The sequence below is a fragment of the Afipia massiliensis genome (assembly GCF_001006325.2).
Classification (GTDB): domain Bacteria; phylum Pseudomonadota; class Alphaproteobacteria; order Rhizobiales; family Xanthobacteraceae; genus Afipia; species Afipia massiliensis_A.
This window is the reverse complement of the sequence record NZ_LBIA02000001.1, coordinates 2287671-2310936: the sequence shown is the minus strand read 5'-3', so window position 1 is coordinate 2310936 and position 23266 is coordinate 2287671. Positions and strand designations below refer to the sequence as shown.

Sequence of the window (23266 nt, the reverse complement as noted above, 5' to 3'; positions counted from 1 at the left end):
CTAACATGCGTACGTTTGACCTGACCCCCTTCTACCGTTCCACCGTCGGTTTCGACCGCCTGTTTTCGCTGCTCGATCAAGCGAACGGCGACGGCTCGTCGGGCTATCCGCCCTACAACATCGAGCGCACCGGCGAGAACAATTTCCGGATTTCAGTCGCCGTCTCCGGCTTCTCCCAGAATGAAATCTCGATCGTCGCCAAGGAAAACACCCTGACGATCAAGGGCGAAAAAGCCGCCAACGAGAACGGCCAGTCCGGCGAAGTGCTTTATCGCGGCATCGCGTCGCGCGCCTTCGAGCGCCAGTTCCAGCTTGCCGACTTCGTGCAGGTGAAGAACGCCTCGCTCGAGAACGGCCTGCTCCACGTCGATCTCGTTCGCGAGATTCCCGAAGCGAAAAAGCCGCGCCAGATTCCGATCACCACCTCTGCGCCGCAGGTGACCGAGCAGGCCGCGGCCTAAGCCATCGGCTTATCGAACCTCCTGAAACTACCAACGCCCCGGTGCCCCGGGGCGTTTTTTTGTGTGGAGCGCAGCCCTTACTGCAGCGGCTGAACGTCCGGCATCGCCTGCGTCGGCCACAGTTTCAGCGTGGACGGCGCAGCCGCGGACGGCCCTGCCGCCCCGACCGTCGCCGCTGCCGGCTTGGCCTCGGCCACCGCTGGCTTCGCCGCAGGTTCCGCCGAGGGCGCGGCCGCCGGCGCAGGAGCCGCCGCCTGTGGTGCGGGGGCGGTTCCACCCGGTGACGGCTGTGCGGTCTGGGTGGCCGCCTTTGGAGAACGCCGCGCCGACTTCGGCACAGCGTTCGGCGGGCGCGGAGCATTTCGCAGATCCAGCAGCGATCCGCGCCGGTTTTCATAGCCGGCGTAAACTGTCGGCGGCGGGCCGTAGACCCCCATGATCCGCTCATCGACGGCCTGAGCCGGGATGAAGCGTATGATCTGCCCGGTGCGGGCGTCGATGATCAGGCGGCCGTCGTCACCATACCGATCGAACGCGGCAACGGTGTAGATCCAGCCGCGCTGGGTAACCCGGCCGAGCGGCGAGTAGCCGCTTGAGCGCAGAACGGTCACGACCTGTTCGGGCGGCAGCATTGGCCGCGCCGCCGGTGCGGAACGCAGGTTGCGCGCCGAGGGGATTGCCGCATGGGACCCCGACCCATAAGGCCCGGGACGATAAGAACCTGCATAGGGCCGCTGTGGATAAGGCTGTTCGTCATAGCGCCCGACGTAACGGCCCTCGGGCGGCGGCGTTGGGCCATCATCCTCCAGGATTCGCGGCATTTCGATCCGGATGTCGCCCACCACCGGAAAGTCGTCTGCGGCAAGCATCGGCGAGCTGAAAGCCGCAATGGCAGCAAAAAACGCGCCGGCCGCGACGGCCCGCCCGGTCGACGGTCCCCTCGAAAACAATGTCATCGCCCATGGCCTCCCATCCAGTGTCCCGGACCCGCCCGGGCTCCCCACAATCAGAGGTTAAAAGTCGTTTCCGAATTCGGCAGAGCTTGGACCGGACGGCGGCAGGATTGCCTCAATCCTGAGGCGGTCATGAGGGCGACAGGGGCAGCATGGCCGCCATCAGTCGTTCTAACGTCCTGAGGTTCGCTTCATGAGGGCAACAGCCGAGGCCGCGAAAAGCGTCGCGATCACCCCGATCATCGCAATCAGGCTGAGCCAGGTCGCCAATTTTTGTCTGAGCGGCTGTTCGAAGGCAAAGGGGCGGTAGGCTAAAAACGCCACGGCTTTATCCAGCTCTGCGAGCTTGAAATGATCGCCGGGTTTGCAGTTGTTCTGAGCTGGAAACACATAGCATGCAGGATTTTTCAAGTTGATGTCCTGACGGGCAGGATCGATCACGGGTCCCGACCGCAACGGCGCGACTGGAAACTTCTCGAGCTGATATCCGAACAACGGCTGGTAACAATAGCGCTGCGAGCTGCCATCGATCATGGCGTCATTCGACGTCATCGAGGGGCGGTCGCCGTTACCGCCGATGGCCTTGATGCTCGGGATAGTCCGCGTGGCGCTGGCGCGGGCGTATGCCGCTTCGACCGGAGCAATGGGATACGTCTTCTCGGCGTAGTAGCTCCGGTCCGTTCCGATACTCTGCAGCACCATCGCGCACAGGCCGCCTCCGGCAAGCAGCAGCCGGATGGACCGCCCGGACGGATCGCCGATCGGCAGCCGATCCAGTGCCAGACCCACAACCACGATCACGACCGGAATATAGGTGCTGAAAAAACGCAGCAGGTTGCTGCTGTTGCCGAAATACGGAAGCGACTTCAGCAGCCCGTTCCATGCCGGCTGATACCAGTTGATCGCAATCGGCAGCAGCAACAGGAGCAGGATGCCACAGAGAACCAACATGCGATCAGTTGCGAGAGGCGCAAGGTGGCGCCTGCGGGAGACAAAGACCGCAGCGATCGCGAGGAGCACGAGCGCCGCCCCGATTGAGACCCCATACTCCCACTCGTGCCGCTCAAGCAGCCACATCGAGTTTGTTATGATCTCGGCGGCATCTCCGGGCGGCGACAGAAAAAGCGCCTGCAGGATGGCCCGAAGTGCCGTCCAGAGACTGACAATGCCGGGAAGCGGATAGTCGTCGCGCGGGAAGTTCGACAACAGGGCCAGTTCGGAAACCAGCTTGCCCGCGCAAAGCGCCAGGGACAACAGGCCCGCCGCCGCGAGCAAAAGCCACGGCTGCCAATTCCAGCCAAAGCACAAGGCATGAATCAGGATGATGATGACCGTCGCCAACAGGACCGGTGGGATGCCATGCACCATTCCTGACTGGAACATATAGGCAAGGCAGAGCCCGGCGATGCATGCGCGTACAGCAAATCCAGCGCGTGCAAGCCTGAAGCGCGACTGAGCCGATTCATGGCGATCCGGAAGGCCGGGCAGCAGAGCCGCGATCATCAGCGGCGTCAGTGCGAAAGCGTGGAACGTCAGATGCCCGACCAGCATCCGGGCGGCGAAGAAGCCGTTGAAAAGGAACAATCCCGCCGCCAGCACGCCGGCGACACGGGACGAGCGAAATCCACAGCGCATCAGGATGTAGCAACCCACGAGACCGATCAGCGAGAAAAGCAGGAACGTGAGCTGGACCGCCGGCATGGGCGATACGACAAAGACCAGAAACTGGGGGACCGAGACATAGGCCACGTTCGGATCGGGAAAATAGGGAAAGCCGCCGCATTGGCTGGGCGAGAACCACGGAATGGCGAACAGGCCGTTCTGCAAGTGCCAATAGAAACCGGTGAGCAGGTTCGGGAAATGCAGCCCGTAATCATGACCGACCGTGCCGCCCGCCATTGGCAGGAAGGGCAGGTAGATCGCCAGATAGATCAAATACAGAACGCCGAGCGCGGTCACGACGAACCCGGCCTGCACCCCGTTCCGATCGGGATTCTGCGCCTGTGGCGAAGGTGAAGCCGTGCCGGTCTTTTGCTTCAACTCCACGTTCATGAATCAGGCTCTGGCGTCCGAAAAGACCAGAAGTATCCGATTTTGGTTTGCAAATCCGAAATCGGGGCGGTCTCCGGACCGGGCGCAAGTCCGGCATGGTAGCGGGGACTCTCACGCGCTTGTGTGATAGGAAAAAGTTTGGCAATCTCGGCGGTAGGACAGGACTGCTGTCCCATTTTCCGGGTATGTTCGGCATGGCGTTTGCAGCGCCCGGAATGCAGGCAGGCCGCACGGCAGCTGGAAACGGCGCGCGCGAGCTGCAATTTCTAAAGCGAGGCTCGTGACAGCGCGAGCGGTGGCCCAGGGAGATTCCCAAGGGTACCGCGAACGCCGAAGCTGCGGCCAAAATGGGTTAAAATAGACTGCCTCTAAAGAGGCGTGAGGATGAGAATGAGCGGGTCAGACTTCGAGCGTGACGCAATCAAAGATGGCATCCCGGCAGTTGATCCGGGCTCGACCAACCGCGAGCATAACTGGCGTCCAGCTGCTGAAGGTCTATACGATCCCACCCTTGAGAAAGACTCGTGCGGCGTCGGCTTCATCGCCAACATCAAGGGCAAGAAATCGCACCAGATCGTGTCCGACGCGATCAACATTCTTTGCAATCTGGAACATCGTGGCGCTGTAGGCGCCGATCCGCGCGCTGGCGACGGCGCAGGCATCCTCGTACAAATTCCGCACGCATTCTTTTCGCGCAAGGCGAAGGAAGCCGGCTTCACGCTCCCTGCCCCCGGCCAGTACGCCGTCGGCGCGCTGTTCATGCCGCGCGAGAAGCCCTGGCGCGAAGTGATCAAGAGCATCGTCGCCGACAAGATTAAGTCCGAAGGCCTGCTGCTGCTCGGCTGGCGCGACGTGCCGACCGACAACTCCTCGCTCGGCGAAACCGTGAAGCCGACCGAACCGAACTGCATGCAGGTGTTCATCGGCTGCGGCGACTGCGCGGACGAAGAAGATTTCGAACGCCGCCTCTATATCCTGCGCAAGGCCATCTCGAACGCGATCTATCAGCGCCGCGAACGCGCGCTCGCCGGTTACTATCCGGTGTCGATCTCGTGCCGCACCGTGGTCTACAAGGGCATGTTCCTCGCCGACCAGCTCGGCAAGTATTATCCCGACCTGCACGAGCCGGATTTCGAATCCGCTTTGGCTCTGGTGCATCAGCGCTTCTCGACCAACACCTTCCCGGCGTGGTCGCTGGCGCATCCCTACCGCATGGTCGCGCACAACGGCGAAATCAACACCCTGCGCGGCAACGTCAACTGGATGGCCGCGCGTCAGGCCTCGGTGTCGTCCGAGAAGTACGGCGAGGACATCGAGAAGCTGTGGCCGATTTCCTACGAGGGACAGTCGGACACCGCCTGCTTCGACAACGCGCTCGAATTCCTTGTGCAGGGCGGCTACTCGCTGTCGCACGCGATGATGATGCTCGTTCCCGAGGCGTGGTCCGGCAATCCCCTGATGAGCGAAGAACGCCGCTCGTTCTACGAATATCACGCCGCCCTGATGGAGCCGTGGGACGGTCCCGCCGCGATCGCTTTCACCGACGGTCGCCAGATCGGCGCGACGCTCGACCGCAACGGCCTGCGTCCGGCGCGCTATCTCGTCACCAAGGATGACCGCATCCTGATGGCGTCGGAAATGGGCGTGCTGCCGATTCCGGAAGACCAGATCATCACCAAGTGGCGCCTGCAGCCCGGCAAGATGCTGCTGGTCGATCTCGAGGAAGGCCGGCTCATTCCCGACGACGAGATCAAGGCGGAACTGGCCAAGAGTCACCCCTATCGCGAATGGCTCGACCGCACCCAGATCGTGCTCGAGGACATGAAGGACGCGCCCGCCAAGGCGGCGCGATCGAACCTGTCGCTGCTCGATCGCCAGCAGGCGTTCGGCTATAGTCAGGAAGACCTCGCCGTCCTGATGACACCGATGGCCTCCACCGGCGAGGAAGCCGCGGGATCGATGGGCACCGACACGCCGCTGTCGGCGCTGTCCAGCAAGCCGAAGTCGCTGTTCACCTATTTCAAGCAGAACTTCGCGCAGGTGACCAACCCGCCGATCGATCCGATCCGCGAAGAGCTGGTGATGAGCCTCGTCTCGATCATCGGCCCGCGCCCGAACCTGTTCGACATCGAAGGTCTGTCCAAGACCAAGCGCCTCGAAGTGCGTCAGCCGATCCTGACCGACGCGGATCTCGAAAAGATCCGCTCGATTTCCGACGTCGCGGACAATCACTTCAAGTCGCGCGCGCTCGACACCACGTTCCACGCCGGCCTCGGCGCTGCGGGCATGGAGCAGGTTCTGGAAGAACTGTGCGGCCGCGCCGAAGCTGCGGTGCGCGAAGGCGTCAACATCATCATCCTGTCGGACCGCGCCGCGGGCTCGGACCGGATCCCGATTCCGTCGCTGCTCGCGACCGCCGCCGTGCATCACCACCTGATCCGCGTCGGCCTGCGCACGTCGGTCGGCCTCGTTGTCGAATCCGGCGAGCCGCGCGAAGTACATCACTTCGCCTGCCTTGCAGGCTACGGCGCCGAAGCGATCAATCCCTATCTGGCGTTCGAGTCCATCATCGCGATGAAGGACCAGTTGCCCGCCAAGCTCGACGACAAGGAAATCGTCAAGCGCTACATCAAGTCGATCGGCAAGGGCCTGCTCAAGGTCATGTCGAAGATGGGCATCTCGACCTATCAGTCCTATTGTGGCGCGCAGATCTTCGACGCCGTTGGCCTGAAGGCGGATTTCGTCGCGAAGTATTTCGCCGGCACCCACACCCGCATCGAAGGCGTCGGTCTGGCCGAAATCGCCGAGGAAACCGTGCGCCGCCACACCGACGCGTTCAGCGACGCGCAGGTCTACAAGACCGCGCTCGATGTCGGCGGTGAGTACGCTTACCGCTCGCGCGGTGAGGACCATGCCTGGAATGCCGAAACCGTGTCGCTGCTCCAGCATGCGGTGCGCGGCAACTCGGAGGATCGTTATCGTGCCTTCGCGAAGGTGCTGAACGAGCAGGCCGAGAAGCTGCTGACGCTGCGTGGCCTGTTCAGGATCAAGACCGCCGAGGACGACAAGCGCAAGCCGGTGCCGCTCGATGAAGTCGAGCCGGCCAAGGAGATCGTCAAGCGCTTCGCCACCGGCGCGATGTCGTTCGGCTCGATTTCGCGCGAGGCCCACACCACGCTGGCGATCGCGATGAACCGCATCGGCGGCAAGTCCAACACCGGCGAGGGCGGCGAGGAAGCGGATCGCTTCAAGCCGATGGCGAACGGCGATTCGATGCGCTCGGCCATCAAGCAGGTTGCGTCGGGACGTTTCGGCGTGACGACGGAGTATCTCGTCAACTCCGACATGATGCAGATCAAGATGGCGCAGGGCGCGAAGCCCGGCGAAGGCGGACAATTGCCCGGCCACAAGGTCGACGCGACCATCGCCAAGGTGCGTCACTCGACGCCGGGCGTCGGCCTGATCTCGCCGCCGCCGCATCACGACATCTACTCGATCGAAGATCTCGCGCAGCTCATCTACGACCTGAAGAACGTCAATCCGGACGGCGCGGTCTCGGTCAAGCTCGTCTCCGAAATCGGCGTTGGCACCGTTGCCGCCGGCGTCGCGAAGGCGCGCGCGGACCACGTCACCATCGCCGGCTTCGAAGGCGGCACGGGCGCGTCGCCGCTCACCTCGATCAAGCACGCCGGTTCGCCGTGGGAAATCGGCCTCGCCGAAACCCACCAGACCCTCGTGCGCGAACGGCTGCGTAGCCGCATCGTCGTGCAGGTCGACGGCGGCTTCCGCACCGGACGCGACGTCGTGATCGGCGCTCTCTTGGGCGCGGACGAAATGGGCTTCGCCACCGCGCCGCTGATCGCGGCGGGCTGCATCATGATGCGCAAGTGCCATCTCAACACCTGCCCGGTCGGCGTCGCCACCCAGGACCCGGTGCTGCGCAAGCGCTTCACCGGTCAGCCCGAGCACGTCATCAACTACTTCTTCTTCGTCGCCGAGGAAGTCCGCGAGATCATGGCTTCGCTCGGCTACCGCACCTTCCAGGAGATGGTCGGCCAGAGCCAGATGCTCGATCAGACGACGCTGGTGGCGCACTGGAAGGCCAAGGGCCTCGACTTCTCGAAGCTGTTCTTCAAGCAGAAGGCCCTGCCCGGCCAGAAGATCTATCACGCCGAGGCGCAGGACCATCATCTGGACAACGTGCTCGACCGCACCCTGATCAAGGAAGCGCAGGCGGCGATCGACCGCGGCGCACCGGTGAAGATCGAGGCGGAAATCCACAACACCGACCGCAGTGCGGGCGCGATGCTGTCCGGCCTCGTGGCCAAGACCTACGGCCACACCGGCCTGCCGCTCGACACCATCCATGTCAGCCTCAAGGGCACGGCAGGTCAGGCGTTCGGCGCGTGGCTGGCGCGCGGCGTCACCCTCGATCTCGAAGGTGAAGGCAACGACTATGTCGGCAAGGGTCTGTCGGGCGGACGCATCATCGTCCGGCCGCCGAAGAACTCAGGCATCGTGCCGGAAGAGTCGATCATCGTCGGCAACACCGTGATGTACGGCGCCATCGAAGGCGAATGCTACTTCCAGGGCGTCGCTGGCGAGCGCTTCGCGGTTCGCAACTCCGGCGCAATCGCCGTGGTCGAGGGCGCGGGCGATCACTGCTGCGAATACATGACCGGCGGCATCGTCGTGGTGCTCGGCAAGACGGGACGCAACTTCGCGGCCGGCATGTCCGGCGGCGTGGCCTACGTCATCGACGAAGACAACACGTTCGAAAAACGCTGCAACATGGCGATGGTCGAGCTTGAGCCGATCCTGTCCGAGGAAATGGTCAACGCGAACGCGTTCCATTCGTCGGGCGATCTCGAGGCGCATGGCCGGGTCGATGTGTTCTCCAACCTGCTCGGCGAGGACGTCGAACGGCTGCACATCCTGATCACGCGGCACGCCAAGCTCACCAACTCGGCGCGGGCGCAGCACATCCTTGCGAACTGGAAGCAGTATCTGCCGATGTTCCGCAAGATCATGCCGGTCGAATACCGCCGCGCATTGAAAGAAATGAAATCGCGCGAGCCCGACGAGCCCCTGATTGCGATCGGGGCGTAAGCGGCAAACATGACTCCGGGGTTGCGCCAGGCGCGCGCCCCGAAACGACAACCGGACAATTCAGAGGCGTCGGGGTAAATGGGTAAGCCTACAGGTTTTCTTGAGATCGAGCGTCACGACCGCAAGTACACGCCGGTCTCGGAACGGGTGAAGGATTTCAAGGAATTCGTCATTCCACTGAGCGAGAGGGACACGCGCGATCAGGCCGCGCGCTGCATGAATTGCGGCATTCCCTATTGCCATGGCACAGGCTCGGTGCAGCCGGGCACGCCCGGCTGCCCGGTCAATAACCAGATCCCGGACTTCAACGATCTCGTCTACAACGGCAACTGGGAAGAAGCGTCGCGCAACCTGCACTCGACCAACAACTTCCCCGAGTTCACCGGCCGCATCTGCCCGGCGCCGTGCGAAGCCTCCTGCACGCTGAACATCGACGACAACCCGGTGACCATCAAGACCATCGAATGCGCCATCGTCGACCGCGCATGGGACAGCGGCTGGCTCAAGCCTGAGATCGCCCCGCAAAAGACCGGCAAGAAAGTCGCCGTGGTCGGTTCCGGTCCCGCAGGCCTCGCCGCCGCGCAGCAGCTCGCACGCGTTGGTCACGATGTCCATGTGTTCGAGAAGTTCGCCAAGGCCGGCGGACTTCTGCGCTACGGCATTCCCGACTTCAAAATGGAAAAGGGCATCATCGACCGCCGCGTGGCGCAGATGGAAGCCGAAGGCGTCACCTTCCACTATAATACGCCGGTCGGCGGCTCCTATGCCGGTGCGATCGAGCCGCAGGATCTGCTCAAGGTCTACGACGCGGTCGCGCTGACCGGCGGCGCGGAAGCGTCGCGCGATCTGCCGATCCCGGGCCGCGAGCTCGACGGCATTCATTTCGCGATGGATTTCCTGCCGCAGCAGAACCGCCGGGTCGGCAACGAGCCGCTCGGCGACGTCCGCGAGATCCTCGCCACCGGCAAGGACGTGGTGGTGATCGGCGGCGGCGACACCGGCTCCGACTGCATCGGCACGTCGATTCGTCAGGGCGCGAAATCGGTGACGCAGCTTGAAATCATGCCGGCGCCGCCCGAGCGCGAGAACAAGGCACTGAGCTGGCCGAACTGGCCGCTGAAGATGCGCACCTCGTCGAGCCAGGCCGAAGGCGCGATCCGCGAATACGCCGTGCTGACCCAGAAGTTCTCCGGCGGTGACGGCAAGGTCGCGAAGCTGCATTGCGTTCACGTCGACGACAAATTCCAGCCGGTACCCGGCAGCGAATTCGAACTGAAGGCCGAACTGGTTCTGCTGGCGATGGGCTTCGTGCATCCGGTGCATGAAGGTCTGCTGAAGAAGCTCGGCGTCGAACTCGATCCGCGCGGCAACGTGCGCGCCTCGACCAACAACTACCAGACCTCGGTGCCGAAGGTGTTCTCGTCCGGCGACATGCGCCGCGGGCAGTCGCTCGTCGTCTGGGCGATCCGCGAAGGTCGCCAGTGCGCCGCCGCGATCGATCAGCATCTGATGGGCACGACCACGCTGCCGCGCTGAGCGGATTTGGGAGAGCGTTCGGCCTACTATCCCTCCCCCTTGTGGGGAGGGTGGCTGACCGCAGGTCAGCCGGGTGGGGGTTATCGGGCCAAACGAAAATGCCCGCGCACTTCGCAAACAGCTCACACCGCAGGAAGTTAAACTGTGGGTGAAGTTACGTGAATTGAAAACACTCGGCTTCCATTTTCGTAAACAATCCCCCATCGGGCGATACATCGTTGATTTCGCTTCCTTCCGTAATCGCCTGATTATCGAACCGGACGGCGGCCAGCATGGAATTCATCCGGGCCGTAAGTCCGATCAAGCGCGCGATGCTTTTCTGGCTTCACAAGGATTCAGGGTTCTTCGGTTCTGGAACTCAGACATCGATCAGAATTTGAGTGGAGTGATGGAGACAGTTCTTTCTACGTTGCGTACCCCCACCCCGGCGCTTCGCGCCGACCCTCCCCACAAGGGGGAGGGATAAGAAAATCTTCTTACAAAAAGGCCCCGTCCGGTGACGGGGCCTTTTCGTCGCATCATCCGGTGCTGCTGCTCAGGACACCGTTACTCGATGACGCGAATGACGCGGCGTGTCCGCGGTTCGACGATCACACGACGGTCGTTCACGACCGCATAGTGATATTCGACGTGACTCGGCACCGGACGCACTTCGACATAGCTCGGCAGCGGCTCACCGACCACCACGCGCTCCTTCACGACCACCGAAGGTCCCGGCAAACCGGTGACCGACGAAATCACGGCCGCCGGAATATCGATGGCGGTGCCGACCGCGGCGCCAACCGTACCGCCGACCGCTCCGCCCACAGGACCGCCGATGGCATGACCCGCGGCTGCGCCGTCGCGCGCGCCTTCCACCGTGGCGCTCTGCGCAAGCGCGATGCCCGGCGTCAGTGCGATCACCGCAACTGCCATTGCCTTACGAATCTTCATGTCATCCTCCATCCGTTAAGAGGGTGACCAACGGCGAAGGCGCGCGAGCGTTCCGGAACTAGCCGAGGGAACTGCGTAGATTTTTTGCTGGGAACTGGAACTGCGCAACACGCCAAGGCGTCAGACAATTCCGTTCGTCCCCGCGGAAGCGGGGACCCACTCTTCTGAATATCTGGATTCCCGCTTGCGCGGGAATGAGCGGGGAGAGTCCGCACTCTGAAATCAGCTCTTCTGGATCCAGAACTGATACATCTGCGCGAAGGTCGACGGGTTCTCGGCCTCAAATGTTGCCCAGTTGGCAAGATTGGTCGCCGCCCTGTCGCCGGGAAACCGCCGCAGGTAACCCGTCCGCGCCGGGGTCTCGAAGCCGAGGAACGTGAAGCCGCTCTCGCGAAGAAAATCCGCGATCTGCGGAATCGAGAACTGATGTTCCTGAACATGAAACAGCAGGTCGCGGCATTCGCTTATGCTGAAGAAGTCGCTGAACTGCGTGATGTTGTGCAGTTCATCGCCCGGCGCGCGGCCGGCAAACTCCGCCCGCAACCGTCGCACCTCCGGAACTGAAAAGCCCCGCCCCTGCTGCGCGAGATAGGCGCGCGCGGTGTTGATGTCGCGCCGCGCTGTCGAACTGTAGAGCCCGATATGCATCAGCCCGCCCGGGCGCAGCAGACCGGCGAGCCTGCGCCATCCCGTCAGCGGCTCCTTCAGATGATGCAGCACGCCGCTGGAGTCGATGACATCGAACGTGGTGTCGCCTTCGAGCGCCAGTATGTCTGCTTGCGCATAACGCAGGTTGGTCAGCCCGAGTTGCCTGGTTTTCCTGATCGCGTAACTAAGACTGCTGAGACTGAGATCGATCGCCAGCACGTTGGCTGATTGCAATTGCTGCGCGCGCTGGATCGCATGCTGTCCGGTGCCGCATCCCGCCACCAGAACATCGAGCGCACGATGGCCGAGCGGCGTGTACGCTGCGCCGGGAAACCGCATCCCGATATAGGCATCGACCGGCAGCGCCTGGGTTTCGGCGAACACCCTGCTCCAGCGAGGATACGGATTTTCCTCGTACTGCGCGCGCACCTTTTCCGAGACGTCATCTTCGATCGCTGTCAGCCGCTCGATGGCGGGGCAGATCGCCAGTTCGTCGCGATGATCGCCGACCTGCTGCGCGACCAGCGACGCGACTGCGCCGGGCCATGACTGCGAAGCGAGTTTGTCCGCTCCGGCGAGAGAATGCAGCGGCAGGTAGCTCGCAAGGATCGCAACCTTGATCGGCGCAATTGCCTCGTTCCGCGCGATGGCCTCGGTCACAGTCTCCCGAAGCTGGCCAAGCTGAGCAGTCTCGTCTTCGGTGATGTCGAAAACGTATTCGTTGATAAAACTCTGTTGTCCGAGCGCTGCCACCAGCGGCAGCCACGCCTCATCGGCCTCAAGCGTATCGGTCGCGATATCGTTCAGCGCCGCGCGGCGCACCGCCGTCAACACCCGCTCGACTGCAACGGTCGTAACCGGCGACGTGCTCAACGATGCCTCAAGCAAACCATCGCTGCCGAGCGCCGCCAGATCGGTTGCCGCGAACATCTCATTCAGCAGGGCCGGGCCTGCCTGCGACACCCGCTCGACGCAGCGCGCCATCGCCGGCGCGCGCAGCAGGATCGTGCCTGCGGCTGCCGACAGATCGCGCGGACGGCACCACGGTTCGCGCAAGGCGCGCACCAGAAGCTGGATGACATTCGGGTCGAGCTTGATGGCCGCCGGATCGAGCGAGCGGAGCGCCATCACGAATGTCGACTTGAGACCGGCAGCGTCGTCCATCCGCAATCCTGCGATCGCAGCAGCCAAAGCCTCGGCAGGCCGGCCGTGAAGCAGCAGCAACGCACCGAGATTGTTGTGCGCGCCCGGAAAGTCCGGATCGATCTCCAGCGCCTTGCGGTTGTGCATGATGGCGTCGTCGTCGCGTCCGCAGTCGGACAGGATGCGCGCCAGATTGTAATGCGGTTCGGGATTAAGCTTGTCAGATGCGATCGCCTTGCGCAGCAGATCGATCGCCGCGTCGCTGTGACCCGCTTGATGCGCGAGCAGACCGAGATAACCCAGGGCGCCGGTGTGGCGCGGATTGGCGGCCAGCACGTCGCGATAGTTCGCCTCGGCATCGCGCAGCCGTCCGGCCTGATGATGCGCCATGGCCTGCCGGAACAGGGTTTCTTCGAGAAGACTTGACGGCCGAGCAGCGGCCTTGCCGGTCTTTTCATCAGCCCGGCGTTGTTTTCTGTTCACGATCTCGACCTGACGGAAATTTCTGGAGCAGCCGCGCGGACCCTACTGCATCGACCTGATGCGATCCAGACGCGGTGATGGCGCTGGTTACCAGCGCGAGAAAAGGCCCGAGAACGGCGACTGCCCAAAAAAGCCCGGCGGCCGCTGGTACCCGTCACGCGGGCCGGGGCCGGCGCGCTGACGCTGCTGCTGGGGCGGCGCGGAGGGATTGAACAGTCCCTGCACCACGACCTGCTGCTTCTTCGGCTTCGGCTTCGGCGGCGCGGCGGTCCCGTCGGACGGCGCAGCGGCCACCACCGGATCGCTGGGCGGAGCGCTGAGAGCGCCCACTTCGCGGCGCGGCCATGCAAAATCATCGGCGCGGCCGGCGGGCGCGGCGAGCGGCTCACCCTTCACCAGCGTCCGCGCGGCAAGCGCATCCACCGATGCAGGCCGCGTGCCGACACCGCCGAGCAGTTCATCGGTGCCGACCTGCGACGCCACCAGCGGCATCACCGGCCCCATCAACGGACGCGGGCCGGCTTCGCCCGGGCGGATGTTGGAATCCGGCGCGAAGGTCTCGCTCGGCACGGCCAGCGGGCCGGTATGGGCTGCGAGCACGCGGCGGATTTCACGCTCGGTGTAATGCGCGAGCTTGCGCGCGCCGGCCTTGGTGAAGAACACGCCATCGCTTGAGCGCAGGCGGCGGATCTGGCCCTCGAAGTCCGGGCCCTGCTGCGCGAAGCGCCCGGCGTCATCGACGAAGCCGTCCCAGACATCGACATAGGTGATGCCGGCCTTGCCGGCGCCGTCGCGATACAGCGCATCGAGGAACAGCATGTCCGACGTGGCCTTGGCGCCGCGCACCGCAGGCAGACCGACCCAGAGCACCGGCACGCCCTTGGACTTCAGGACGGCGATCATCTCCTCGATTTTCTTCGCGTACAGTTCTACCCAGCGCTCCTCGCGGAAATCGTGCATGCCGCCGGAGCGCTGCGCTTTGTCTGGTGCCATGATTTGTGGCTGATCGTCGTCGTCCGCAGCAGCATCCGCTTCCGCAGGCTTGTTGTCCGCGGTCTTGTTGTCGGCGCTGGTATCGGCAGGCTTGTCCCCCGGCTTCGCCGCTGCATCCGGTTCGTTCGGCTTGGCGCGGGAATCCTTCTTGGTGTTTTTCTTGTCGGCCTTGTCGCCGGGCTTCTCGCCCGGCTTGGCGTCGGCCTTCTTTTCGACCACGGGCTCGCGGATCGGAATACGGTCGTGCAGGCCGAGCATCACCACGATGACGTCGGGCTTCTCGGTGGCGAGAATTCCCTTTGCCGCCGCGGCCCAGTCCGCCGGATCGCCCTTGGGCTGATACTTCAAAAGACCCGACACGGTCTTGTGCTTGCGGATCACGCCGAGATCCGGCGTTTCCGACAACGCATCTTCAAGGCCATAGGCGAGCCAGTCCGCCATCGCGTCGCCGAGCACCAGCACATTGCGGTCGGCGGGGGCCTCGCGCTTGGCGGCGGCCGGGGCGCGCGAGGAATCCACCGGTCGCGGCGCCTGTTGCGCGGGACCGAAGCTGTCCGAGAACGGCGCGAAGAATCCGCCGCCGCGCTGCGGCGGTGGCGCGGGCCGCTGCGGACGGCCGAAGCCAAAATCGAAGAACTGCGCCGAGGCCGGAGCGACGATCCCGAACAGCATCGCGCCCGCGACGGCGAGTACCGTCAGCGGCCCACGATCGGTGAACACGCTCAGGAAAGATTTCGGTTTCGGCCTGTTCGACATGGATCTTGGTCGCTCGCCCGGTGGCCACGGTTTGCATGCGGGACGCAAAATCATCCGCCCAAAAACTCCGGCAATCGGCCCATAAACCGGGGTCCGGCCGCATCCGTCAAGTGCGCCCGGAAAATGTCAACTTGAAGGTGACCAGTCCGGCCCGACAGGCCGGGAACCCCTTCTTAAATCACATGTTTTACCGCCGGCGCAGCCGGTCCAGCACGCCGGACGAGGCGAACCCGTCGGCCGGAGCCCCGATCGAGGCCTGGAAGCTGCGCAGCGCCTTCCTGGTTTCGCCGCCGAGATTGCCGTCCGGCTCGCCGCGATAGAACCCGCGCTGGGCCAGAAGCTGCTGCAACTCGAGCCGCTCGGTGCGGGACAGTACCCGCTCCTGCCGCGGCCATTCCTGCAGGAACGGCCCGCCGCCGCGCAGCCGGTCGGCGAAATGGCCGATGGCGAGCGCATAAGCCTCCGACGGATTGTAGCGCATGATCGAGCGGAAATTCCCCAGCATCAGGAAACCCGGCCCGTCCGCGCCGGCAGGCGCCAGCAGGAACGCCTTGTCGGTGTTGCGCGGAAACGGCTTGCCGCCGGCGCGCTTCACGCCGAGTTGCTCCCACTGCGCGATGGTGTAGCTCTTGGCGCGGTCGGCATGCAGGTAGTTGAAGCCCTGCGGCACCTCGACCTCATAGCCCCAGGTCTGCCCCGGCTGCCAGTTGTCCTTTTTGAACTTCGCCGCCGTGGAGGCGATGATGTCCGGCACGTCGTCGACCACGTTGCGCTTGCCGTCGCGGTCGAAGTCCACCGCGAAGCGCTTGAACGCGGTCGGCATGAACTGCGTCGCGCCGAATGCACCGGCCCATGAGCCGCGCAACTGCTGCGGGGTCAGATCGCCGTGATGCAGGATTTCAAGTGCTGCGAGAAACTCGTCCTTGAAGTAACCCTGACGGCGGCCGATGCAGGCCAGCGTCGCGGTCGAATTGAGCACACTGCGATCGCCGCCCTGCGTCGAGTAGTTCGACTCGATGCCCCAGATCGCAGCGATAATGTAGCGGTCGACGCCGTAGGCTTTTTCGACCGCGGCAAAGGTCGCCGCGTGTTGCGCCAGCACCTCGCGGCCGCGCGTGAGCCGCGCGTCGGTGACGAGAATGTCGAGATAATCCCACACCGCCTTGGTGAACTCGGGCTGCGAGTCCATCAGGTCCATGATGCGCAGGTCGGGCGACAGATCCGCGGTGAAGCGCGTAAAGCTCTGCTGCGAGATGCCGCGCCGATGAGCCTCCGGCCAGAACCCGGCGACGCAGCGGTCGAAATTCGCAGCCGAACGGCGGATCGCGTCCGCTGTCATCAAGGGGTGACCGGACGCGCCGTCCTCGCCGCTCCATTCCTTCGGCGGCGCCGCCTGCGCCATGCGGCGCGGCGCGGGCCGAACCTGACGCGGAGCCTGCAGCTGCTGCTGAATCGAGCCGGTGACATCGCCGCGCTGGACCAGGCCGCCGCGGCCGGACGCGGTCTGACCATGGGCCGGACCGGCCATCAGCGAGACCACCGCGACCACCGACATGGTCAGCGCCGCGCCCGCGACCATCAGCCACGCGCTTTCTTCACGTTCGATCCGTGTCATTGTACTCCACACCCGCTCAAGACTATCCCGGATACAGGAGGCCCGGACAGGGTTTCCACCCGATTAACAACGCAGCATTTTTCGGCGGCGAGATGACGCGGCTTATCGTTTCGCGCGAAGCCCTCTTCTCCCTCCCCCTTGTGGGGAGGGTCGGTCGAGCGACAGCGAGACCGGGGTGGGGGTCTGCGAAATCACCCCCACCCGGCTTGTTGCTCGCTAGCGCTCGCAACGCGCCACCCTCCCCACAAGGGGGAGGGATGAAGCAACACCCCGCCACAAAATTTCCCCAGCCCGCTCAGCTTCCGTTCATCCGATAACCTTTACGGAACTCATGTCTATTCTGGGCCCGCCCCGCCGTTTTTCAGCCCGATAAAACCTGCTAACACCCCTCAACTCTCCCTCAGCCTGCAAAGAGCCTCATGAAAATCCGTAAAGCTGTGTTTCCCGTCGCCGGTCTTGGCACCCGCTTTCTCCCGGCCACCAAGGCCATGCCGAAGGAAATGCTCACCGTAGTCGACCGCCCGCTGATCCAGCATGTGGTGGACGAGGCGCTGGAAGCCGGCATCGAGCATCTCGTGTTCGTCACCGGCCGCAACAAGGGCGTGATCGAAGACCATTTCGACCGGCCCTATGAGCTTGAGGACACGCTGCGCGAGCGCAACAAACTGAAGGAAATGGACATCCTCGAGCGCGACCAGCCGGACGCCGGCGCGACCTCGTTCACGCGGCAGCAGGCGCCGCTCGGCCTCGGCCATGCGGTGTGGTGTGCGCGCGACATCATTGGCAACGAGCCGTTCGCGGTTCTGCTGCCGGACGTGCTGGTGAAAAACAAACCCAGCGGGCTGAAGCAGATGATCGACGCCGCCAACGCGGCAGGCGCGGACAAGGCCAACATCATCGCGGTGGAAGAAGTGCCGATGGATCAGGTCCACATGTACGGCGTGGTCGGCGTAGGCCCGGCCAAGGGCGACCTGTTCGAACTCGACGGCATGGTCGAGAAGCCGAAGAAGGAATCAGCGCCCTCGAACCTCTCGATCACCGGGCGTTACATTTTGCAGCCGGAAATCTTCAAGGTGCTGGAGACCCAGCCGAAGGGCGCGGGCGGCGAGATCCAGCTCACCGACGCGATGCTCGGCCTTGCCAAGTCACAGCCGTTCTACGGCTTCAAGTTCAAGGGCAAGAGCTACGACTGCGGCTCGAAGTCCGGATTTTTGGCCGCGAACATTGCCTATGCGATGGACCGCGAGGACCTGCGCAGCGACCTACTCATGGAAATGAAGAAGTATATTTGAGGGATACCACTCCGTCATTGCGAGGAGCGTAGCGACGAAGCAATCCAGCTTTTCTCAAGAGTGGATTGCTTCGCTACGCTCGCAATGACGTTGATGGTTCTCCGCTACCCTTGTCGGGCAGGCCGCTGAGCGCACACCACCCTCGATTGTCATCACCGGGCTTGACCCGGTGATCCACGACTTCGCTTCGCAATCTTAAAAGAGACGTGGATGGCCGGGACAAGCCCGGCCATGACGTGCATTTGCATCACATTTTGTCAGCGCCTGCCGGAGACGCGTTAGACGAAACGCGTACTGACGCCTAGGTGCCTCAGCTAGTTGCAATAAAATGGCGGTCAGAAAGCTCGTGATTGGATAGGATAAAAAATTGCCAGATTTATATTCAGGGGAATTTTATGAGCAAGCGCACAATTATGATGGTTGGCCTAGATATGCCGTGGCCGAATGCTGAATACGTGCAGCTAAACTCGCGACGCAGCCTCTTAGATGGCGACATTATCGTCGTCCATCCTGTGCTGAGTGGCCAATTTTACACTTATGATCAGTATCACGGCAAACCTTCCTACAATGACTCTGACTCGTTTGCGATAAGAGAGCTTGCTCAGCACTGGAAAAACCAAATTACGGCCGCCTTTAACGCTGGTAAGACAATCATTGTCATACTTGTAGAGCGGGAAGACTTTTACATCGCGACAGGTCAAAAAGACTATTCTATCAGCTCACAAACATACGGAATGCTACTGGCTCTAAGTTTCGGCGCGAGAAGCAAATCAAACCTATTGAAAGCTATTGGCAATCTATGGAGGCGCACTCTCAGTACGTCGTTACGTTTGAGGCAGGAAAAACGACACCATTACTGACAACCTCAGACAACAACACGACCATCGCGGCTTCAGTTCAAACGAAGGGTAACTTCATCTTCATACCCGATTTTATTTATCCGGACGGATTCGACGATGAAGGCGAAGCAGAAAGCGATACCGACGGAGAGGAAGACTGGACAAAAGTAGCTCGCTCGTTCGCGGCGAAATTTGAAGCTGCGTTAGTTCAAATTGATAACGAATGCAGAAATACAAGCGAGAAAACCTCTGAACCTGATTGGGTTACTTCCGATGTTTTCCGATTGCCTGCAGAGGACGCACTCGAAAAACGGATAAGCGAAATCTCAAACGAGATCGCAAACCTACAAACAGAACATGACAAACAACTGGATGAATTAGATCAGTACAAAGAACTAAAATCCCTTCTTTATGACCAAGGAAAATCGCTGGAAGCAATAGTTCGCGCCGCATTGACCGAATTGGGATTTGAAGTCAGCGCCTTGAGCGATGGCGAAAGCGAATTCGACGTCATTTTCACAGCGGACGGAAACCGGTTCCTTGGCGAGATTGAAGGCAAGGATGGCAAAGCGATTAACATAGATAAGATGTCGCAATTGGAGCGAAACATCAGCGAGGATTTTGAAAGAGATGAAGTATCGGAACACGCTTTAGGCGTGCTCTTTGGAAACGCTTTCAGGCTGAAGCCGTTAGAAGAAAGAGGGGATTTTTTTACTGCTAAGGTCGCTACGGCGGCACAGCGAAACGGTGCGCGCCTTGTTAGAACAACCGATCTTTTTTTCGCAGTTAAAGCGGTTAGGGAAAATCCTAGTCCAGAACTAAAAGCTGTTTTCCGTCACGCTATCTTCGAACAGGCAGGTTCGGTCGTTCAGTTTCCAATGGCGGGCCTCGAATCAAAAGTAAAATCACAACTGAAGTTAGCTGATTGACATATCCCCATCATAGGCCTATATTCCTATTGCTCCATTCATGAGGGGCGCTTCTAGAGGCGTTCTTGAAGTGGAATGAAGCGCGGCGCCCGCGCGCGTGGTTCGCACCCACACGTCCGGGAGGCTGAGGGTCACCGTCCGGGCCAACTACGTGGCTCTGCCGTTCGCGGCTGGACGCGGTGAGGACGAAGGCGGCGAAAGCCGTCCGGATCAGGGGTCGAGTTGCTCCCCCATCCTCACCCGGAAGTACGGTCCCTACGCCTGAGACGCCGCAGCGGATGGTTGCCGCAGCGTTCGCTGTGGCGAGAATCCGCGCGCTGCGGTTCGCGGCCTCTTCGGAGGCGTCCGCACGCAGCGTCGATGGAGCGCCGCAAGGCGATGCGCTCTTTTGTTTGCCGCCGTCGCAAGCGGCGAACGATCGAGCGACGACAACGATGTTGCGCCTGGCGGCGCTCCATCTCCCCTCATTTTATGAGGGCGCGAACGAGGCAGGCCTCGCGCGCGCTTTCGAGGGGTGAGCCAAAGCCCAACCCGCGCAATTCGGCGCGCGGGAACGGATGTGTGTGGCTGTTTGAAATTTGAATGAAGTCGAAGTGACCCACGCTGTCGCATCACACTCAATGTCGTCCCCGCGCAGGCGGGGACCCATAACCACCGAACATCATAATGGTGGCGAGAACACTGCTCCGACATCTCCCTCAAATCGACAACTCAGGGAGTATGGGTCCCCGCCTTCGCGGGGACGACCCGGAGAAGTGTGCGAGGGGAAGCCTTCCTGCGCGGCTATTGAACGTGGCTGTTTGAAAATCGAATCGGAGAGGAAGCGCACACGCCGGGAACGGGTTAGACAAAACGCGTACCGATGCGTTGGTGCCGCAGCCAGAAACCGGCAAAATCAGCTGCGTCCATCATCCCCGTTGCGGCCGGTTGTCACCCGGCGCATGCGCGGGATAACGCGCGGAGGCCTGAACGGTTCTCCTCGCCTCACTTCGGATTGGGGTCTTCCAGATCGTCGTCCGGCCGCTGATATTCTCCGGCGCGGGCGAGCTTCACGGCGTTCGCCAGCGCGCGGGCGGCATTGCGGGTTTCCTCCTGAAAGTCCTCGTTCTTGTCGAGCGCCTGATGCGATGTCGCGTAAGGCTCGAAGTAGCCGATGTAGCCGTCGTGCTCGGCGGTGCGGCTCGCGGACACCAGCGACATGTCGGTCAGCCAGTCGCACAGCGTGCGCCGCAGCGTTTCGGCGCCGACGGTGTCGCCATGCACCACCACCGCGAAGTGACGGCCGTCGAGATGCCGTGGATAATGCCAGCCCTTCAACTCGAGCGCCTTGGCTTCCGCCGGCTTCTTGCCGTGCGTCGTGGTCGGATCGGGATTGCCGCCGTCGGCGCAGACCAGCCGGTCGATCATCGCCTTCAGGCCGGCCGGCGCGTGATACCAGTTCACCGGCGTCACGATCATGATGCCGTGCGCCGCGACCCACAGCGGATAGATCTCGTTCATCCAGTCGCCGGTCTGGCCCAGCGCATAGTTCGGGTAGCAACTGCATGGCCAATGACACAGCGGCATTGCGGTCGAGACGCAGGCCTTGCACGGATGAATCGCGCGGCCGAATTCGGACGTCAGCCGCGACAGGTCGAGGATATCGACCGCGAGCCCCCGCTCCTCGAATTCCGGTTGCGCGAATTTCACCAGACGCCAGGTCTTCGACATCTCGCCGGGACAGGTATGCTCGCTGCGCGAGGAGCCGTTGATGAGGAGAATGCGCGGGGTCTCGTTCGGATCGTCGTGGCGGCGCTGCGCGGCATGGATTTCGTCACGCGCCGCGAGCCAGTCGAGCGAGAGATCGTAATCGGGATCGGAAAAGCCCGGACCGGCTTTCCGCGTGCCCGGTGCTTTACGCGAATGGTCATAGCCATCCCATGCCGCGTCGATGATCGCCGAGATTTCCCGCTCCAGCGGTGCGAACGCCGGATCGGCAAAGCGCGCGCGGTAGCGTCTGGCGAATTCGTCTTTCGATATCTGCGCCGACGGCATGCCTTTGCGAATGTCGATGTCGGCCATTGGAAAGACCCCGATGGAAATGTCTGGCCTGGCAATGCATTGCGTAACGTCAGAGCCAACGCGCCCCGATGGCGCGCGTTCCATCGCCGGGCGGGCGCGGAAAATCAGGCGTCAGGTTCACATTTTTGTGTGGAATTTTGCCGTAACGGCGGGGTCTTATCCGCGTATCTAGGGCACTGGCGGAAACGCCCTGCCGACGAAGAGGACCATCATGGATCGCACCCAGTTCCGCCGCATCGCTCTTGCCCTGACCGCCGCCGGCGTGCTGGCGCTCGGCTGGTTCACCGCGCCCTCCCGCGCCTCCGAGGAAGCCTTCATCATTCCGCCGCCGGCCGCCGACATCGCGCCCGCCGAGGGCCTGAAGACTTTCGTACTCGCGGGCGGCTGTTTCTGGGGCGTGCAGGGCGTCTACCAGCACACCAAGGGCGTCACCAACGCGGTGTCGGGTTATGCGGGCGGCAAGGCCTCGACAGCGAACTACGAAGCGATCGGGCGCGGCACCACCGGCCACGCCGAAGCCGTGCAGATCACCTACGATCCGAAGCAGGTGACGCTCGGCAGGCTGCTGCAGATCTACTTCTCGGTGGTGCACGATCCGACCCAGCTCAACCGCCAGGGCCCGGACACCGGCACGCAGTATCGTTCCACGATCTTCACGTCGGACCCGGCCGAGCGCAAGCTGGTTCAGGACTACATCGCGCAGCTCAACGGCGCGAAGGTCTACAAGAAGTCGATCGCCACCACGCTCGAACCGTTGCAGGGCTTCTATGCGGCGGAAGATTATCATCAGGACTACCTGACGCGGCACCCCAACCAGCCCTATATTGTGTTCAACGATTTGCCGAAGATCGAGAGCCTGAAGAAGATCTTCGCCGAGAACTATCGCGAGAAGCCCGCGCTGGTGCGCGCGGCCAAAGCGAGCAACTGAACGCCTGTCACACGGCGTTGACGACCCAGACTCAAGGCGGCGGACCGGAAACAGGTTCGCCGCTTTGATGTGAGAACCAGCGAAAGAGCTAGCGAGTGACCGACATCAAAACGAAGACCGGCTCCGGCGCCATCGAGAAGTCCGACAGCGAGTGGCGCAAGGAATTGACGCCGATGCAGTACGCCGTGCTGCGCGAGAAGGCGACGGAGCGGCCATTCAGCGGCGAGTACGATCATTCGTTCGATCCGGGCACCTATGTCTGCGCCGGGTGCGGTCAATCGCTGTTTACGTCGGATGACAAGTTCGATTCCGGCTGCGGCTGGCCGGCATTCTCTGCGCCCGCCACAGAGGGCAGCATCGCCGAGGAGCGCGACGTGACCCACGGCATGGTGCGCACCGAAGTGCTGTGCTCGAAATGCCAGGGCCACCTCGGCCACGTCTTCCCGGACGGTCCGGGGCCGACGGGATTGCGTTACTGCATCAATTCCGCGGCATTGAAACTTCTGCCCGAGTAAACTCGTCTTTCTTTCCAGAA

General features: G+C 62.5%; 16 protein-coding genes. 9 read left to right on the top strand and 7 right to left on the bottom strand.

Going from position 1 to position 23266, the window contains the following annotated elements; translation table 11 throughout:
- The first annotated feature begins 5 nt into the window (after nucleotides 1-5).
- Nucleotides 6-461 carry an Hsp20 family protein gene (locus YH63_RS11010; RefSeq protein ID WP_046827569.1) on the top strand — a complete coding sequence of 152 codons (456 nt, stop codon included), beginning with the start codon at nucleotides 6-8 and terminating at the stop codon, nucleotides 459-461.
- 77 nt (nucleotides 462-538) lie between these two features.
- On the opposite strand, the gene YH63_RS11005 is transcribed toward YH63_RS11010, so the two are convergent.
- A complete protein-coding gene (locus YH63_RS11005) occupies nucleotides 539-1417 on the bottom strand; it encodes a hypothetical protein (RefSeq protein WP_046827570.1) in 879 nt (292 codons plus the stop codon).
- Between the two features lie 168 nt (nucleotides 1418-1585).
- Nucleotides 1586-3373: a hypothetical protein gene (locus YH63_RS11000; RefSeq protein WP_137325178.1), complete on the bottom strand. Its 1788-nt coding sequence runs from the start codon at nucleotides 3371-3373 to the stop codon at nucleotides 1586-1588.
- A 483-nt stretch (nucleotides 3374-3856) separates the two neighbouring features.
- Between YH63_RS11000 and gltB the strand changes: the two genes are divergently transcribed.
- From gltB to YH63_RS10985, 3 genes are all read left to right on the top strand, one after another.
- Nucleotides 3857-8575, top strand: a complete 4719-nt coding sequence (gltB, locus tag YH63_RS10995) for a glutamate synthase large subunit (RefSeq protein WP_046827573.1) — start codon at nucleotides 3857-3859, stop codon at nucleotides 8573-8575.
- Nucleotides 8576-8653: 78 nt separating this feature from the next.
- Nucleotides 8654-10111, top strand: coding sequence for a glutamate synthase subunit beta (locus YH63_RS10990; RefSeq protein ID WP_046827574.1), 1458 nt, complete (start codon nucleotides 8654-8656; stop codon nucleotides 10109-10111).
- Between the two features lie 73 nt (nucleotides 10112-10184).
- Nucleotides 10185-10577: an endonuclease domain-containing protein gene (locus tag YH63_RS10985; RefSeq protein WP_246658042.1), complete on the top strand. Its 393-nt coding sequence runs from the start codon at nucleotides 10185-10187 to the stop codon at nucleotides 10575-10577.
- Nucleotides 10578-10657: 80 nt separating this feature from the next.
- Here YH63_RS10985 and YH63_RS10980 read toward each other — a convergent pair whose 3' ends face one another.
- From YH63_RS10980 to YH63_RS10965, 4 genes are all read right to left on the bottom strand, one after another.
- Nucleotides 10658-11044 carry a DUF1236 domain-containing protein gene (locus tag YH63_RS10980; RefSeq protein WP_046829590.1) on the bottom strand — a complete coding sequence of 129 codons (387 nt, stop codon included), beginning with the start codon at nucleotides 11042-11044 and terminating at the stop codon, nucleotides 10658-10660.
- Between the two features lie 222 nt (nucleotides 11045-11266).
- Nucleotides 11267-13318: a class I SAM-dependent methyltransferase gene (locus YH63_RS10975; protein WP_046827575.1), complete on the bottom strand. Its 2052-nt coding sequence runs from the start codon at nucleotides 13316-13318 to the stop codon at nucleotides 11267-11269.
- 87 nt (nucleotides 13319-13405) lie between these two features.
- Nucleotides 13406-15067: an SGNH/GDSL hydrolase family protein gene (locus YH63_RS10970; RefSeq protein ID WP_046827576.1), complete on the bottom strand. Its 1662-nt coding sequence runs from the start codon at nucleotides 15065-15067 to the stop codon at nucleotides 13406-13408.
- Nucleotides 15068-15254: 187 nt separating this feature from the next.
- The gene (locus YH63_RS10965; RefSeq protein WP_137325177.1) at nucleotides 15255-16682 is read right to left on the bottom strand and encodes a lytic murein transglycosylase; all 1428 of its coding nucleotides are present in this window, start codon (nucleotides 16680-16682) and stop codon (nucleotides 15255-15257) included.
- Nucleotides 16683-17101: 419 nt separating this feature from the next.
- Between YH63_RS10965 and galU the strand changes: the two genes are divergently transcribed.
- The 3 genes from galU to YH63_RS10955 all read left to right on the top strand — a co-directional run bounded on the left by galU (nucleotide 17102) and on the right by YH63_RS10955 (nucleotide 19742).
- Nucleotides 17102-17974: a UTP--glucose-1-phosphate uridylyltransferase GalU gene (gene galU, locus YH63_RS10960; RefSeq protein WP_046827578.1), complete on the top strand. Its 873-nt coding sequence runs from the start codon at nucleotides 17102-17104 to the stop codon at nucleotides 17972-17974.
- Nucleotides 17975-18369: 395 nt separating this feature from the next.
- On the top strand, nucleotides 18370-18834 hold the full coding sequence (locus YH63_RS21620; RefSeq protein WP_170978681.1) for a hypothetical protein: 465 nt from the start codon (nucleotides 18370-18372) through the stop codon (nucleotides 18832-18834).
- Entirely contained in the window at nucleotides 18774-19742 is a 969-nt protein-coding gene (locus tag YH63_RS10955) for a hypothetical protein (protein WP_046827579.1), read from the top strand. The genes YH63_RS21620 and YH63_RS10955 overlap by 61 nt, the downstream gene beginning before the upstream one ends.
- 984 nt (nucleotides 19743-20726) lie before the next feature.
- Here the strand turns inward: YH63_RS10955 and YH63_RS10950 are convergent.
- Nucleotides 20727-21803: a flavodoxin family protein gene (locus YH63_RS10950; RefSeq protein ID WP_046827581.1), complete on the bottom strand. Its 1077-nt coding sequence runs from the start codon at nucleotides 21801-21803 to the stop codon at nucleotides 20727-20729.
- Between the two features lie 211 nt (nucleotides 21804-22014).
- Between YH63_RS10950 and msrA the strand changes: the two genes are divergently transcribed.
- The gene (gene msrA, locus YH63_RS10945) at nucleotides 22015-22731 is read left to right on the top strand and encodes a peptide-methionine (S)-S-oxide reductase MsrA (protein WP_046827582.1); all 717 of its coding nucleotides are present in this window, start codon (nucleotides 22015-22017) and stop codon (nucleotides 22729-22731) included.
- Nucleotides 22732-22826: 95 nt separating this feature from the next.
- The gene (gene msrB, locus YH63_RS10940) at nucleotides 22827-23246 is read left to right on the top strand and encodes a peptide-methionine (R)-S-oxide reductase MsrB (RefSeq protein WP_046827583.1); all 420 of its coding nucleotides are present in this window, start codon (nucleotides 22827-22829) and stop codon (nucleotides 23244-23246) included.
- Nucleotides 23247-23266 lie beyond the last annotated feature (20 nt).

Coding starts and splice junctions, on each gene's coding strand:
- YH63_RS10990 (WP_046827574.1), top strand. CDS start 8,654: ATGGGTAAGCCTACAGGTTTTCTTGAGATCGAGCGTCACGACCGCAAG.
- YH63_RS10965 (WP_137325177.1), bottom strand. CDS start 16,682: ATGACACGGATCGAACGTGAAGAAAGCGCGTGGCTGATGGTCGCGGGC.
- gltB (WP_046827573.1), top strand. CDS start 3,857: ATGAGCGGGTCAGACTTCGAGCGTGACGCAATCAAAGATGGCATCCCG.
- YH63_RS10950 (WP_046827581.1), bottom strand. CDS start 21,803: ATGGCCGACATCGACATTCGCAAAGGCATGCCGTCGGCGCAGATATCG.
- YH63_RS11005 (WP_046827570.1), bottom strand. CDS start 1,417: ATGACATTGTTTTCGAGGGGACCGTCGACCGGGCGGGCCGTCGCGGCC.
- YH63_RS11010 (WP_046827569.1), top strand. CDS start 6: ATGCGTACGTTTGACCTGACCCCCTTCTACCGTTCCACCGTCGGTTTC.
- YH63_RS10970 (WP_046827576.1), bottom strand. CDS start 15,067: ATGTCGAACAGGCCGAAACCGAAATCTTTCCTGAGCGTGTTCACCGAT.
- YH63_RS10980 (WP_046829590.1), bottom strand. CDS start 11,044: ATGAAGATTCGTAAGGCAATGGCAGTTGCGGTGATCGCACTGACGCCG.
- YH63_RS10955 (WP_046827579.1), top strand. CDS start 18,774: ATGGAGGCGCACTCTCAGTACGTCGTTACGTTTGAGGCAGGAAAAACG.
- galU (WP_046827578.1), top strand. CDS start 17,102: ATGAAAATCCGTAAAGCTGTGTTTCCCGTCGCCGGTCTTGGCACCCGC.
- YH63_RS21620 (WP_170978681.1), top strand. CDS start 18,370: ATGAGCAAGCGCACAATTATGATGGTTGGCCTAGATATGCCGTGGCCG.
- msrA (WP_046827582.1), top strand. CDS start 22,015: ATGGATCGCACCCAGTTCCGCCGCATCGCTCTTGCCCTGACCGCCGCC.